At 59.2% G+C, this 15,861-nt stretch carries 6 protein-coding genes; 4 read left to right on the forward strand and 2 right to left on the reverse strand.

Features of this window, described 5'->3' with window-relative positions:
* Nucleotides 1-131 precede the first annotated feature (131 nt).
* Both J2Y86_RS20165 and putA read right to left on the reverse strand, forming a co-directional pair.
* Nucleotides 132-1,934, reverse strand: coding sequence for an acyl-CoA dehydrogenase (locus J2Y86_RS20165; protein ID WP_253435364.1), 1,803 nt, complete (start codon nucleotides 1,932-1,934; stop codon nucleotides 132-134).
* Between the two features lie 257 nt (nucleotides 1,935-2,191).
* Entirely contained in the window at nucleotides 2,192-6,145 is a 3,954-nt protein-coding gene (putA, locus tag J2Y86_RS20170; protein ID WP_253435367.1) for a trifunctional transcriptional regulator/proline dehydrogenase/L-glutamate gamma-semialdehyde dehydrogenase, read from the reverse strand.
* Nucleotides 6,146-6,608: 463 nt separating this feature from the next.
* On the opposite strand from putA, the gene putP reads away from it, so the two are divergent.
* From putP to J2Y86_RS20190, 4 genes are all read left to right on the forward strand, one after another.
* Complete coding sequence (gene putP / locus J2Y86_RS20175) at nucleotides 6,609-8,093, forward strand: sodium/proline symporter PutP (RefSeq protein ID WP_253435370.1); 1,485 nt, start codon at nucleotides 6,609-6,611, stop codon at nucleotides 8,091-8,093.
* A gap of 359 nt (nucleotides 8,094-8,452) precedes the next feature.
* Entirely contained in the window at nucleotides 8,453-10,369 is a 1,917-nt protein-coding gene (locus J2Y86_RS20180; protein ID WP_253435372.1) for a type VI secretion system Vgr family protein, read from the forward strand.
* On the forward strand, nucleotides 10,359-11,096 hold the full coding sequence (locus J2Y86_RS20185) for a DUF4123 domain-containing protein (RefSeq protein ID WP_253435375.1): 738 nt from the start codon (nucleotides 10,359-10,361) through the stop codon (nucleotides 11,094-11,096). The genes J2Y86_RS20180 and J2Y86_RS20185 overlap by 11 nt, the downstream gene beginning before the upstream one ends.
* Nucleotides 11,096-15,853: an RHS repeat-associated core domain-containing protein gene (locus J2Y86_RS20190; protein WP_253435378.1), complete on the forward strand. Its 4,758-nt coding sequence runs from the start codon at nucleotides 11,096-11,098 to the stop codon at nucleotides 15,851-15,853. The genes J2Y86_RS20185 and J2Y86_RS20190 overlap by 1 nt, the downstream gene beginning before the upstream one ends.
* Nucleotides 15,854-15,861: the final 8 nt, after the last annotated feature.

Below are 15,861 nucleotides of genomic sequence, written 5' to 3' on the forward strand. Positions count from 1 at the left end.
GTGCTGACGCCATCGCGGGCAAGCCCGCTCCCACAGGATTTGGGTGGGATCACATTATCTGTGACCGACAGAGATCCCTGTGGGAGCGGGCTTGCCCGCGATTGGATTTCAGCAGCAAAACAAGGCTTTAATTAAAACCACTCATCCTGCATCCCCAGGCATACATCATCCCGAGCTTCAAGAATCGCCAGTTCATGGTGGCAACCCGGCACTTCCCACGTCAGGAAATACCGCGCCGCCTGCAGCTTGCCTTTATAGAAGCTCACATCCGCTGCATTCCCTTTGGCCAACCCTTCTTCGGCACGAATCGCCTGTTCCAGCCAGCGCCAGCCAATCACCGTGTGCCCGAACACTTTCAGGTACAGCGCCGAATTCGCCAGACTGCTGTTGACCTTGCCCTGAGCCAGATCCGTCAGCAGGCCAATAGTCACTGTTTGCAGGCGCGCCACCAGTTTCTCCAGGGGGTCACGCAACGGGGTCAACGATTCGTATGCATGAGCGCGCTCGGCAGTGTTGGCGATCAGACGGATCAATTGCTTGAGCCCCGCACCACCGTTCTGCGCCAGTTTGCGCCCCAGCAAGTCCAGCGACTGAATGCCGTGGGTGCCTTCATGAATCGGGTTCAAACGGTTGTCGCGGTAATACTGCTCGACCGGGTATTCACGGGTGTAACCGTGGCCACCGAGAATCTGGATCGCCAGTTCGTTGGCCTTCAGGCAAAACTCCGACGGCCAGGATTTGACGATCGGCGTCAGCAAATCCAGCAGCTCGTGCGCCTGTTTGCGCTCGGCTTCGGTCTCAAGCGTCGTGGTGTCATCGAACAATCGCGCCGCATACAACCCGAGGTCGAACGAGCCTTCGACGTAGGCTTTTTGCGTCAGCAACATGCGTTTGACGTCAGCATGTTGAATGATCGCCACTGGCGCGGTGTTCGGGTCTTTGCTGTCCGGCACACGACCTTGCGGACGTTCCCGAGCGTATTCCAGCGAGTACAGATAGCCGGCGTAGCCGAGCATCACCGCGCCCATGCCGACGCCGATCCGGGCTTCGTTCATCATCTGGAACATGTAGCTCAAACCGTGGTGCGGCTTGCCCACCAGATAACCGACGCACTCACCGTTGTCGCCGAAGTTCAGCGCCGTGGACGTGGTGCCGCGCCAGCCCATCTTGTGGAACAGGCCGGCGAGTAGCACGTCATTGCGCTTGCCCAGGCTGCCGTCATCGTTGACAAGAAACTTGGGCACGATAAACAGCGAAATTCCCTTCACCCCGGCCGGTGCATCCGGCAGTTTGGCCAGCACCATGTGCACGATGTTTTCCGACAGCGGGTGATCGCCGCCGGAGATAAAAATCTTGTTGCCCTTGAGTCGATAGGTGCCGTCAGACGCAGGCTCGGCGCGGGTACGAATATCCGACAGCGACGAACCGGCATGCGGCTCGGTCAGGGCCATGGTGCCGAAAAAGCGACCGTCGATCATCGGTTGCAGGAAACGCTGCTTTTGCTCGTCGGTGCCGAAGCTTTCGATCAGGTTCGCCGCGCCCATGGTCAGGAACGGGTATGACGTCGATGCCGCGTTGGCCGACTGAAAGTGCGCGAAACAGGCCTGGGACAACAGCGTAGGCAGTTGCATGCCACCGGCGTCGAAACTGCGCGCGGCGTTGAGGAAACCGGCTTCGAGGAAAGCATCCACCGCGGGTTTCACTTCCGGAATCAGAATCGCCTGACCGTCCTCATAACGCGGTTCGTTCTCGTCGCCCTTGCGGTTGTGCGGGGCGAAGAACTTCTCGGCAATGCTGCGGGCGGTGCCGATGGCGGCATCGAAGGTTTCGCGGTTGTGCTCGGCGAAACGCTCACGCTGGGTCAGGCCTTCGGCATCGAGGACTTCATACAGCTCGAAAGCCAGATTGCGGGAACTGAGCAACGTCTCGGACATGGCGGCCTACCTTTTTTTGGAATGGACCGAGTCTAGGCGTGGGAATAGAGGCTGAACAGGATGATTGATAAGCGTGATGGTGGAGCCGCGCAGAAACTTAGCAAACACCACAAACCACTGTGGGAGCGGGCTTGCCCGCGATAGCGACAGACCAGTCACATTGATAGTGACTGACACATCGCTATCGCGGGCAAGCCCGCTCCCACAGGGAATATCGCCAAGCCAGGCACCTGTTGCAGGTGCCCGGATCGTCGGGGTTAACCGATGGTCATCAGGCTGGCATTACCACCCGCCGCAGCGGTGTTAACACTCAACGCCCGCTCAATCACCAGGCGCTCCAGCGCAATGTTGGTCTCGCCCTGGGACAAGCCGTGAACCCCGACAATCGCACCGGCACGCTTGGCCACTTGCTGGCAAACCGCACGCAACTGATCGGAATGGCCGTGATGCAGAACCGCATCAAACACCACTTCGTCCTTGTTCCAGTCGGAAACCAACTTGATGCGCGCCTGAACTTCCTTCGGCAGACGTGCGAACAATGCCTTGGTCAAGTCAGCTTCCGGCCACACCGCCGAACCACCGACAGCCAACACCGCCGCCAGTTGAGTCAGCAGATCGCCTTCGACTTCCGCCAGGTTCAGCACGTGTTCGCGCGGCAGGATGGCATAGCTGTTGCGCTCGCCGGTCGGGCCCGCCAGAACACGGGTGATCCCGCTTTGCGATTGCGCCGCGAACTGCGTGCACAGGGTGCTCAGGTCGGCAAACTTGTTGCTGTCGGCCCAGGCTTGCAGCGCGGTCAGCGGTTTGCTCATGGCATCACGCAGACGAACGTCCGGTGCGGTGACAGCGTCGCCGCGAGCGAAGGATTGTTCGATTGCATCGGTAGGACGGGTCGACAGCAGACGGTACAGGTACAACGGACCGCCGGCTTTCGGGCCAGTACCCGACAGGCCTTCGCCACCGAACGGTTGCACGCCGACCACCGCGCCGACGATGTTGCGGTTCACGTAGACGTTACCGGCATTGACGTTGTCGATCACCTTGGCGATGGTCTCGTCGATGCGGGTGTGCACGCCCAGCGTCAGGCCGTAGCCGGAAGCGTTGATCTGGCCGATCAACTGGTCGATGTCCTTGCGCTTGTAGCGAACCACGTGCAGCACCGGACCGAAGATCTCGCGTTGCAGTTCGTCGAAGCTCTCCAGTTCGATCAGCGTCGGCATCACGAAGGTGCCGCGTTTGACTTCTTCAGCATCGGCAATAGCCACCTGGTACACACTGCGACCTTTGTCGCGCATGGCCTGGATGTGTTTCTCGATGCCTGCCTTGGCTTCGGCGTCGATCACCGGGCCGATGTCCACGGACAGCCGCTCCGGGTTGCCGAGACGGCATTCAGCCATGGCGCCCTTGAGCATTTCGATGACACGGTCAGCGGAATCTTCCTGCAAGCAAAGTACACGCAGGGCCGAGCAACGTTGACCGGCGCTGTCGAAGGCCGACGACACCACGTCGATCACAACCTGTTCGGTCAGTGCCGAGGAGTCGACGATCATCGCGTTCTGGCCACCGGTTTCGGCGATCAGCGGAATCGGACGGCCTTGTGCATCCAGGCGACCGGCAACGTTGCGTTGCAGCAAACGAGCGACTTCGGTGGAGCCGGTGAACATCACGCCTTTGACCCGATCGTCACCGACCAGACGGGCGCCGACGGTTTCGCCACGGCCCGGCAGCAGTTGCAGCACGCCTTCCGGAATCCCGGCTTCGAGCAACAGTCGCACGGCCTGGGCGGCGACCAGCGGGGTTTGTTCCGCAGGCTTGGCCAGTACCGGGTTGCCGGCGGCCAAGGCCGCAGCGACCTGGCCACTGAAGATGGCCAGCGGGAAGTTCCACGGGCTGATGCACACCACCGGACCCAGCGGACGGTGGGCGTCGTTGGTGAAATCGTTGCGTGCCTGCACCGCGTAGTAGCGCAGGAAGTCCACGGCTTCACGCACTTCGGCGATGGCGTTGGCAAAGGTCTTGCCGGCTTCGCGAGCCAGCAGGCCCATCAGCGGCTGGATCTCGCCTTCCATCAAATCGGCGGCACGTTCCAGAATCGCGGCGCGTTCGGCGGGCGGAGTGGCCTGCCAGATCGGTGCAGCGTTCAGGGCGCACTGGATCGCGTTGTCGACGTCTTCGACGGTCGCTTCCTGCACGTGACCGACCACATCGCGCAGATCCGACGGGTTCAATACCGGTGCAGGCGTTTCAGTGCTGGAGACGCAACCGAGCATCGGCGCGGCTTTCCAGCTGTTGTGAGCGGTGGCCAGCAGGGCGCAGGACAGGGAAGCCAGACGATGTTCGTTGGCCATGTCGATGCCGCTGGAGTTGGCGCGCTCGGCACCATAAAGATCACGCGGCAGCGGGATACGCGGGTGCGGCAGGCCGAAGCCGCCTTCCAGCGTCGCCATCTGCTCGATGCTGGCCACTGGATCGGCCACCAGCTCCTGAATCGAAATGGACTGGTCGGCGATACGGTTGACGAACGAGGTGTTCGCGCCGTTTTCCAGCAGGCGACGTACCAGGTACGCCAGCAGGGTTTCGTGAGTGCCGACCGGAGCGTACACGCGGCACGGACGGTTCAGCTTGCCTTCGGAAACTTTGCCTACAACCTGTTCGTACAGCGGTTCACCCATGCCGTGCAGGCACTGGAACTCGTACTGACCCGGGTAATAGTTCTGACCCGCGATGTGGTAAATGGCCGACAGGGTGTGGGCGTTGTGCGTGGCGAACTGCGGGTAAATGACTTCCGGCACCGACAGCAGTTTGCGGGCGCAGGCGATGTAGGAAACGTCGGTGTACACCTTGCGGGTGTAGACCGGATAGCCTTCCAGGCCTTCGACCTGGGCGCGCTTGATTTCGCTGTCCCAGTACGCACCTTTTACCAGGCGGATCATCAGGCGATGACGGCTGCGGCGAGCCAGGTCGATCACGTAGTCGATCACGTACGGGCAACGCTTCTGGTAAGCCTGGATCACGAAACCGATGCCGTTCCAGCCAGTCAGTTGCGGCTCGAAGCACAGACGCTCCAGCAGATCCAGCGACAGCTCCAGACGGTCAGCTTCTTCGGCGTCGATGTTCAGGCCGATGTCGTATTGCTTGGCCAGCAGGGTCAGCGACAACAGGCGCGGGTACAACTCATCCATCACACGCTCGTACTGCGCACGGCTGTAACGCGGGTGCAGTGCCGAGAGCTTGATGGAAATGCCTGGGCCTTCATAAATCCCACGACCGTGGGACGCTTTGCCGATCGAGTGGATGGCTTGTTCGTACGACGCCAGGTACTTCTGGGCGTCGTGCTCGGTGAGCGCGGCTTCACCCAGCATGTCGTAGGAATAACGGAAGCCCTTGGCTTCGAACTTGCTGGCGTTGGCCAGGGCTTCGGCGATGGTTTCGCCGGTGACGAACTGCTCGCCCATCAGGCGCATGGCCATGTCGACGCCCTTGCGGATCATCGGCTCACCGCTCTTGCCGATGATGCGGCTCAGCGAAGAGGTCAGGCCGGCTTCGTTGTGGGTGGCGACCAGTTTGCCGGTCAGCAGCAGACCCCAGGTGGCGGCGTTGACGAACAGCGACGGGCTGTTGCCCAAATGCGGGTGCCAGTTGCCGGTGCTGATCTTGTCGCGAATCAGTGCGTCGCGAGTGCCTTTGTCCGGGATGCGCAGCAGCGCTTCGGCCAGGCACATCAGTGCCACGCCTTCCTGGGACGACAGGGAAAATTCCTGCAACAGGCCCTGAACAATCCCGGCACGGCCGCCGGCGCTCTTCTGATTGCGCAGTTTCTCGGCAATCGAGGCAGCCAGCTTGTTGGTGGCTTCCGCCATGGCGACCGGCAGGCGAGCCTGTTCGATCAGCATCGGCACCACTTCCGGCTCTGGGCGACGGTAAGCGGCGGTGATCGAAGCGCGCAGCACCGATTGCGGCAGGATGCTTTCGGCGAACTCGAGGAAGCACTGGTGCGCGTGGTCGACATGGACCTCGCCACTGTCGTCAGCCTCTTTGGCGGTCAGGCCGTTCAGCTCGGTCAGGGTTGCACCACCCTCGAGTTTTTCCAGGTAATTGAAAATTGCCTGCTTGATCAGCCAGTGCGGCGTGCGATCAATCGAGGTCGCGGCGGCCTTGAGGCGCTCGCGGGTCGGGTCATCAAGTTTGACCCCAAGGGTGGTGGTAGCCATATTTTTATCCTCATGTTTGCCACGACCGCGTGGCATCAGCTGGCCGCAAGATTAGCTGTGCGCTGTTCGAGGTGCAACCGGGTGCAACCCTTTTTTTGTCGGAATAATAAGCAGCTCGTCAGGAATTAAATTCCGGTACGAACGTACCGCTCCTGCTTGGTGCTTTTAATTCTAGGGAAACTCGTTTACTGCGCTAAAAGGGAGCAAAAACCGCCTTTTTTCGAGTAAATCCGACTAGGTGCAACTTATTCTCAAGAAATGGGTTGCACCTTATTTGCTTTGTTGAATAGCATTCGCGGCCAAGGTGCAACCGGTCAGAAGACAGGTGCATCCGGCTGATGGCTTTCCTGGGGAAACATCAGTCATAAATGCGCGGGATCCACAATCGTCTGTCAAACGTCGTCGTTTGCGAGCGGTTTACAAAAACCGCCGCTACATAAAAACAAAGCCAGGGCGTAACTTAATGAGCGTAAGCAATCCAACCCTGATCACGTTCGTGATCTACATCGCAGCAATGGTGCTGATCGGCTTCATGGCCTATCGCTCCACCAACAACCTTTCTGACTACATTCTGGGCGGTCGCAGCCTGGGCAGCGTCGTGACTGCATTGTCCGCCGGCGCCTCCGACATGAGCGGCTGGTTGTTGATGGGCCTGCCGGGCGCCATCTACATGTCCGGTCTTTCCGAAAGCTGGATCGCCATCGGCCTGATCATCGGTGCTTACCTGAACTGGTTGTTCGTCGCTGGCCGTCTGCGCGTGCAGACCGAGCACAACGGCGATGCGCTGACCCTGCCGGACTACTTCTCCAGCCGTTTCGAAGACAAAAGCGGCCTGCTGCGGATCATCTCCGCTGTCGTGATTCTGGTGTTCTTCACCATCTACTGCGCATCCGGCATCGTGGCCGGCGCCCGTCTGTTCGAAAGCACCTTCGGCATGTCCTACGAGACAGCGCTGTGGGCCGGTGCTGCGGCGACGATTGCCTACACATTCGTCGGCGGTTTCCTGGCAGTAAGCTGGACAGACACCGTACAAGCCACGCTGATGATCTTCGCCCTGTTGCTGACGCCGATCATCGTGCTGCTGGCCACCGGCGGCGTCGACACCACGTTCCTGGCCATCGAAGCGCAAGATCCAAGCAACTTCGACATGCTGAAAAACACCACCTTCATCGGCATCATCTCGCTGATGGGCTGGGGCCTGGGTTACTTCGGCCAACCGCACATCCTGGCGCGTTTCATGGCCGCGGATTCGGTCAAGTCGATCGCCAACGCTCGCCGCATCTCCATGACCTGGATGATCCTGTGCCTGGGCGGCACCGTGGCTGTTGGTTTCTTCGGTATCGCTTACTTCTCGGCGCACCCTGAGGTGGCCGGTCCTGTGACCGAAAACCACGAGCGCGTGTTCATCGAACTGGCCAAAATCCTCTTCAACCCATGGATCGCCGGTGTACTGCTGTCGGCCATTCTGGCTGCCGTAATGAGCACCCTGAGCTGCCAACTGCTGGTGTGCTCGAGCGCCCTGACCGAAGACTTCTACAAAACCTTCCTGCGCAAAACCGCTTCCCAGGTTGAACTGGTCTGGGTCGGTCGCGCCATGGTGCTGCTGGTTGCCCTGATCGCTATCGCTCTGGCGGCTAACCCGGAAAACCGCGTACTGGGTCTGGTCAGCTACGCCTGGGCTGGCTTCGGTGCTGCGTTCGGTCCGGTCGTCCTGATCTCCGTGATCTGGAAAGACATGACTCGCAACGGCGCACTGGCCGGCATTCTGGTTGGCGCGATCACTGTGATCGTGTGGAAACACTTCGAGCTGCTGGGTCTGTACGAAATCATCCCTGGTTTCATCTTCGCCAGCCTGGCGATCTACATCGTCAGCAAACTGGGCACGCCGACTCACGGCATGCTGCAGCGCTTCGCGGCTGCCGAGGCAGATTTCCGCCTGAACAAGTGATCGGGATGAGCTGAGGCTCTGACCTTTCGCCGAACATGAAAACGGCCCGCTTCCTTTGGAGGCGGGCCGTTTTTTTATGGCGGATCTTGTGGCATCGAAGTTCCAATGTGGGAGCGGGCTTGCTCGCGAATGCGGTGGGTCATTCGGCATGAATGTTGACTGACACTCCCCATTCGCGAGCAAGCCCGCTCCCACATTGGCCGGTGATGGTTTGAGAGAGATGTCTGTAGTCAGATGTCCCGATTTACGAAGGAAAAATCTTTAAGAAAACACGACAAATCTGAGTTTCCTGTCCCTTCATCAACACCCCTTGTCGCTCATGCAGAATCGCACGCCTTCATTCTGCAGAGACACATCGGATGTTCGCTCTCGCCAATCAACCGCGCTTCACGCTGACCGTCGACGGTAACCAGAATGAGCTCAAGGTGCTTGAGTTCACCGGCAAGGAAGCCATCAGCCAGTCCTACCGTTTTGACCTGGAGCTGGTCAGCGAACGGCCGGACCTCGATCTTGAAAGCCTCCTGCACCGTCAGGCTTTTCTGTATTTCGATGCACAAGGTTGCGGCATCCACGGTCAGATTTATCGCGTGGGCCAAGGTGATTCCGGTGAGCGTCTGACGCGCTATCAGATCAGCCTGGTGCCGCGTCTGGCCTACCTCGGCCAGCGCATCAATCAGCGGATCTTCCAGCACAAAAGTGTGCCGACGATCATTGCGCAGGTGCTCAAGGATCATGGCATCCAGCGCGATGCCTTCGAGTTTCGGCTTGGCAGTGACTACCCCGAGCGCGAGTACTGCGTGCAATACGCGGAAAGCGATCTGGCGTTCATCCAGCGGCTGTGTGCCGAAATTGGCATTCACTACCACTTCCAGCACAGCATTGACGGGCATTTGCTGGTGTTTGGTGATGATCAGACAATTTTTCCTCTTTTGTCCGAGCTGACGCCCTATCAGCCTGGCAGCGGCATGGCGGCGGATGCGCCGGCGATCAAGCGCTTCAACGTACGTTTGGAAACCCGTACCACTGCCGTAACCCGTCGCGATTACGACTTCCACAAACCGCACCTGTTACTTGAAAGCCGTAGCGACAGCGAGCAACAGCCGGCGCTGGAGGATTACCGGTTTCCCGGCCAATTTGCCGATCGCGAGACTGGCAGGCATCTCGCGCAACGGGCCTTGGAGCGTCACGGCGCCGATTATCGTCAGGCCGAAGGCAACAGTGATCAATCCGCGTTAATGAGCGGGCATTTCCTACAGCTCGATGAGCATCCGCGTCAGGAATGGAATGACCTGTGGCTGATCACCGAGATCGAACACCGTGGTCGTCAGCCGCAAGTGCTGGAAGAGATGGCTGGCAGCGATGCTGGCGATGATTTCCAGGGTTATCGCAATACCTTTCTGGCAACGCCGTGGGATGTTTCGTTTCGCCCACCGTTGATTGAAAAGCCCCACGTCCCCGGTTATCAGCCTGCCGTCGTCACTGGCCCAACTGACAGCGAAATCCACTGCGACGCGTTCGGGCGGGTCAAGGTTCGGCTGTTGTGGGATCGCGAGAGTCAGCCCAACGAGCATTCCAGTTGCTGGTTGCGCGTCGCCACCGGTTGGGCGCATGACCGTTACGGTAGCGTACTGATTCCGCGGGTCGGCATGGAAGTGCTGGTGGGGTTCATCGATGCGGATGCAGATAAGCCACTGGTGATGGCTTGCCTGCCGAACGCCGCGACCCCGCTACCACTCGACCTGCCAGCGGACAAGACCCGCAGCATTTTCCGCAGCCAAAGCAGTCCCGGTGGCGGCGGATACAACGAATTGCGCATCGAGGATCGCCAAGGCGCCGAGGAAATTTCTCTGCGGGCCCAGCGAAACTGGACGCAGCATGTGTTGAACGACCTGCACCTCCAGGTCGGAAACCGGCGCAGTGCGGTCATCAGTGCAAACGACAACCTGCACGTTCACGGTGATCGATCCATCCGCGTCAACAGCCAGACCCTCAAGGCCAGCGGGCAATTCCACGTCAGCGCCGGCCAGCAGGTCGTCATCGACGGCGGTGCCAGTGCCACGATTCAGGCGGGTGGGCACTGGATCAACATTGGCCCCGAGGGAATCTTCAGCAGCGTCCCGATTGAGCTCGGTGGTGCACCGATGCCCGCAATGGGCGCCGCGACCGCTCAACGAACGCTTATGGCACTCAGCGCGGCACAGATTCTGACCCTGAAAAGCGACGCGCCGTTCTGCGAAGAATGCGAGCGTTGCAAGGAGGGCATCTGTGCAGCCTGAGCGCATGTCTCCCCTCGATTGGCTGACGCGTCAACCGCTCGATTCTTCCGAGCAGTTGTTCGCGATCTTCGGCAATGCCAGTTCCGCTGAGCCGCTTAAAGCCTGGCAATGCGCTAGCCCGTTGCATGCCCCGAGCCCTGTCTGGGCAGACACCGTTTACGCCGAGTGGGAACCGGTCATGCCCTATGTCGGAATCGTCGCGGCGGGCAGTGAGTTTCTGGAGTGGGTCTCGACGACCGAGTCTCGCGATTGGGGTTGGCTGGCGGTTTCTTCTTCGCCTCAAGACGTGCTGGTCGAGCATTTGCGCAGTCTTACGCAGGTTCTTTTACCCAATGGCAATGCGGTGTTTTTCCGCTTCTGGGATGGGCGTCATGTGTTGCCGATTTTGCAATCTGTCGAGGTCGACGTCGCTCAATTGCTGCCCGTGATGGGGCGCTGCCTGATCAATGGCCAACCGCTCGATATCGGTGGCACTGCTCTGAAAACCACCAGGGTTTTTCCATGGTGGGAAGTCTCCGCAACGCTGCTGGAACATCTCGCTGAACAGTCAAACACCACTCGGGTGAACAACTTGCTCAAGTGGCTGAGCGAGGACCGCCCGGATCTTTTCGAGGCGTTTTCCGAGAGTGTTTTGCGGCACAAGGTGGCGATCTTTCTAGCGGACCCAAGTCTGCCGCCCGCACCGAAATCTGCCCTGGTGGATTACCTGATGGCGGAGCTGGACTGATGGATCAGATCGTACGCATCGAGCAGGAACTCGACGGTTTCAAGGACAGCCTTTCCCTGTATCGGGATCAGCTTGGTCGATGGTTCAACCAAGCGGCTGACAAGGTCAGTCGCGCCACGGACATGCCCTCGCTGGTGGGCATGGATCGGGTCGTCAAACTAGGCGATACCACTACGGCGGTGAGCAGTGGCGATGATGATTTTTTCTCCAGTGTTGCGCAGTGCCCGGCGAGCGGGATTCTGGAGATCGAAAGCAAGTTCGAGTCGGTTTATGACATTCCGTTGGGGAATATTCAGGTTGATGTCATTGCTGCTGATGGCGGTGAAACGACGTCGGTCATGCTCGATGAAAACGGTAAGGGGCGTTTCAGAGGCAAGCCCGGAAAGTTCTACCGGGTTCATGTCCAGAGCAAGGTTACCCCCGAGCAAGTTGATGAGCTTTTCTCTTCTTATGACGCCTTGGCGAAACAGCTGGAAGATTGGCTGCGCAACGAGTGGAAAGAGTTCAAACCGCAATGGTCGCAGTCGGCTTTTGCCGCGGCGGGTAACGGGATGCTTGCGGGGAGTTGGGCCGCAATCATTGGTGTGTGGGACAGCCTCAACTTGCTCTCGGACATTCTCAAGGATCCCGGCGAGTTCGTTGAACGACTGGGTAGTGGTGCCAGGAAACTGGCCGAACTGGCGGAAAAGTTTCCAGCAACGATGGCAAAAGTCCAACTGCTGGCGAGTGATGAAGCGGCACTTTGTTTGTTGCTGCGCACCGCCAGCCTCTGGTTGGAGATGCTGCCGCCCAGCGAGATCGCCGGCAAAACTGCCGAAGCTGTATCAACCATCGTCGTGCAGTTGCTCATCGACATTCTGATCGGGATTGTCCTGACCTTCGCTGGTGCGGGGGCGGGCATTGCTTATCTAGGGATGCGTTTTGCCCACTACGGCGCCCGCTTTGTCAGCGCGATGCAGGGGTTCGTCAAAGCGATCTTCACCCTCATCGATAACTTCATGAACTACGTCGACCGTTACAAAAAGGTCGCCGCGCGTGGTGTTGCGGGCGGTATGAAAAAGGGACAGATGCAACTGCGCTGGGATGCCAAAGGCAACACCACGATCAAGCAAAACGAACACTACGACGACGCCTCGAAACAAGCCACCAACCCCAACGGCGACAGCGCCGATTCCGCAGACAAAACAGCCACCAACAAATGCCCGGTGTCGATGGTCACCGGCGAAGAGCTGCTGACCCTCGCTGACGGTTCGCTGGACGGCATCCTGCCGTTCGACTTCACCCGCCTCTATCGCACCAGCGCGGTCGAGATCGATGTCGGACTCGGTTTCGGCTGGAGTCACAGCCTCGCGCATCGACTGGAAATCGAGGGCGACAAGGTCATCTGGACCGACCACGAAAACCGCCGCACCACCTTTCCACTACCGACTATCGAACGCCCGGCCATCCACAACAGCCTCTCTCGTGCTGCGATTTTTCTGGGTGACGAACCCGAAGAATTGATCCTCGCCCAGGCCGGTGATGACGTGCGTTTCTATCACTTCATCAACGGTTTACTGACAACGATAAGCGACGGTTACGACAACCGACTGCGCATCACACGCGATCGCCAGGAACGCATCAAACGCCTCGATAACGGCGCCGGACGAGCCTTGCTGTTGCGCTATGAACGCCACCATCTGGTCGCCGTTGATTATCAGGTTTTTGTTCCGGCCCAGACCCTCGATGAGGGTTGGCACACGGAACAGACGCTGATCAGTTACCGCTACAACGAACGCCGGCAATTGATCGAAGCGACCAACGCTGTCGGCGAAAGCGAGCGTTACGACTACGACGATCAGCACGTCATCCTGCAGCGGCAACTGGCCGGTGGGGCGAGTTTCTTTTGGGAGTGGGAACGGTCCGGCAAGGCTGCACGATGCGTCCGACATTGGGCGTCGTTTGCGCAGATGGAGGCGCGGTATGTCTGGGATGACGAGGGCAGCGTCACGGTCCAAAACATTGACGGCAGCGAAGAGGTTTACCAGCACGATGATCGGGCGCGGCTGGTACGCAAGGTCGGTCTCGATGGCGGAGAACACCTCAAGGCGTACGACGACAACGGTAGGTTGATTGCCGAGCAGGACCCGCTCGGCGCCGTCACCGAATTTCACTACGACGAAGTCGGACGGCTGGTCGCGCTGATTCCACCGGGAGACGAACCCACCTCCTACGAGTATCGCGACGGTTTCCTGCATGCGCAGTACCGCGGCAAAGCCGTGTGGACGTATCGGCGCAACGCCCAGGGCGATGTCACCGAGGCGACCGATCCTGACGGCCATGTCACCCATTATCACTACGACGATAAAGGTCAGTTGCTGTCGATCCGTTACCCGGATACCAGCCGCCATGTATTCGGCTGGAACGGTTTGGGCCAACTGGTTGAAGAGACCTTGCCGGACGGTGGTCAGCGGCGGTTTTCCTTTGATGCGTTTGGGCGGCGGATTACCGGTCAGGATGAACACGGCGCCGTCACCCGTTACGAGTGGGATGCCGTCGGACGACTGCTCCAGACCACGCTTCCCACAGGTGCCACTCGCGCCTTCAGCTACAACGCCTACGGAAAAATCACCGCCGAGCGCGACGAACTGGGTCGTGTCACGCGCTACGAATACCTCGACGATTTGCACCTGGTCAGCCGCCGGATCAATGCCGACGGTTCGCAGCTGAAGTATCGCTACGACAACGCGCAGCTGTTGCTCACGGAAATCGAAAACGAATCCGGTGAACAATATCGGCTGGACTACACGCCCGGCGGATTGATCCGACAGGAAACCGGATTCGACGGCCAACGTACGGCGTATGCCTACGACCTCAATGGCCATCTGCTGGAGAAAACCGAGTTCGGCGATGACGGTTCGCAACTCGTCACCGCTTATGAACGGGATTCAGCAGGGCGGTTGCTGGTCAAGACGCTGCCCGATGGCGTCAAGGTCGAGTACCGCTACGACAGCCTCGGCCGACTGATCGGCGTCGATGACGGCCACGATCGCCCGCTGGAATTCGAGTATGACCAACAGGATCGGCTGATCACCGAACACCAGGGCTGGGGCACGCTGCGCTATGGCTACAACGCCTGCGGCCAGCTCAACCGCATGCGCCTGCCGGACGGCAGCAAACTCGACTACCACCACGAAAAGGGCGGCGCGCTGACCGCCATCGACCTCAACGGCGCGCGGCTTACCACCCACCAATTCGCCTTCGGCCGCGAGCAGCAACGCCAACAAGGTCAACTCACCAGCCACTATCACTACGACGAACAGGGCCGGTTGCAAGCTCACGCGATCAACCAGCCAACCCGACCGCTGTACCTGCGCCACTACAGCTACGCGGTCAACGGCAACCTGGCGAACATCGCCGACAGCCGCCACGGCCAGCGCAGCTATTACTACGACGCGCTCAACCGTCTGACCCGCGTCCGCCATACCCGCGACGACCCACCGGAAACCTTCGCCCACGACCCGGCTGGAAATCTGCTGATGCAGGATCGGCCAGGCGTGGTGACCGTTAAAGGTAATCGCCTGCTGATGCAGGGTGACCGGCATTACGACTACGACGCTTTCGGCAACCTCATCCGCGAGCGGCGCGGTACTGGGCAAAAACTCGTCACCGAATACCGTTATGACTGCCAGCATCGGTTGATTGGTGTCACCACACCGGATGGACGTTGCGCGAGCTACCGCTACGACGCCTTCGGCCGCCGCATCGCCAAAACCATCGACGGCCACACCATTGAATTCTTCTGGCAGGGCGACAACCTCGTCGCGGAAAGCAGTCACGAGCATTACCGCAGTTACGTCTACGAACCGGGCACATTCCGCCCATTGGCCATGCTCGACGGCAAAGGCCCGCGTAAGGCTTGTCCGTTTTACTACCAGCTCGATCACCTTGGTACGCCGCAGGAGCTTACGGATTTTGGTGGCGAGATTGTCTGGTCGGCGAAGTACAACGCCTACGGAAAAGTCACGCATTTGGCGTTTGGCGAGGGAGAGCAACTCGAGCAACCGTTACGGTTTCAGGGGCAGTACTTCGACGCCGAGAGCGGCCTGCATTACAACCGGCATCGGTACTATGATCCGGGGGTAGGGCGGTATCTGACGCCGGATCCGGTGAAGCTGGCGGGTGGACTGAATCAGTACCGCTACGCGCTGAATCCGACGGGGTGGGTTGATCCGTTGGGGTTGAGCGGGAATTGTCCGCAGTCGGATATGCCTGGGTGTAAGGCGCCGGATGATACGACTGGCGCGAAGGTTGATGAGGGTGAGCCGTCATTACCGAAGCCCAAATTAAGTGCTGAAGAGGTTTTCAAGGAAAAGGTTAAAAAGCTGAATGATGATCAAGGTATGCATATGGTTGGAAAACATGATCCAGAACTGAATGATGCTGCTTTCAAACGACGGGCAATTGATGGAGCGGATCCCATAACTGGTCGAACGCCCAAGAATAAAGTAGGCAATCCAAGCTCCCGCTTTTACAGCTGGGAGTTGATGCATAAGGCTTATATCCTAGGAACCACTAGAACAGAGCATGGATTGCCTCGTTTTACAGGCAAGGACAGCCGAGATAATGACATTGTTCGGATGGAGCTACCCGGTGCGGGCGAAGGGTATAAGCCAAATAAAAAGTCCAAACAAAACCCCAAGCATGTTGAGCTAAATGGCTTCGAAATGAAATTTGACGAGTTCGGCGTCCCTTTCACACTGTATCCAATAAAGTAGGAAATGCG

This window comes from Pseudomonas migulae (assembly GCF_024169315.1).
Classification (GTDB): domain Bacteria; phylum Pseudomonadota; class Gammaproteobacteria; order Pseudomonadales; family Pseudomonadaceae; genus Aquipseudomonas; species Aquipseudomonas migulae_B.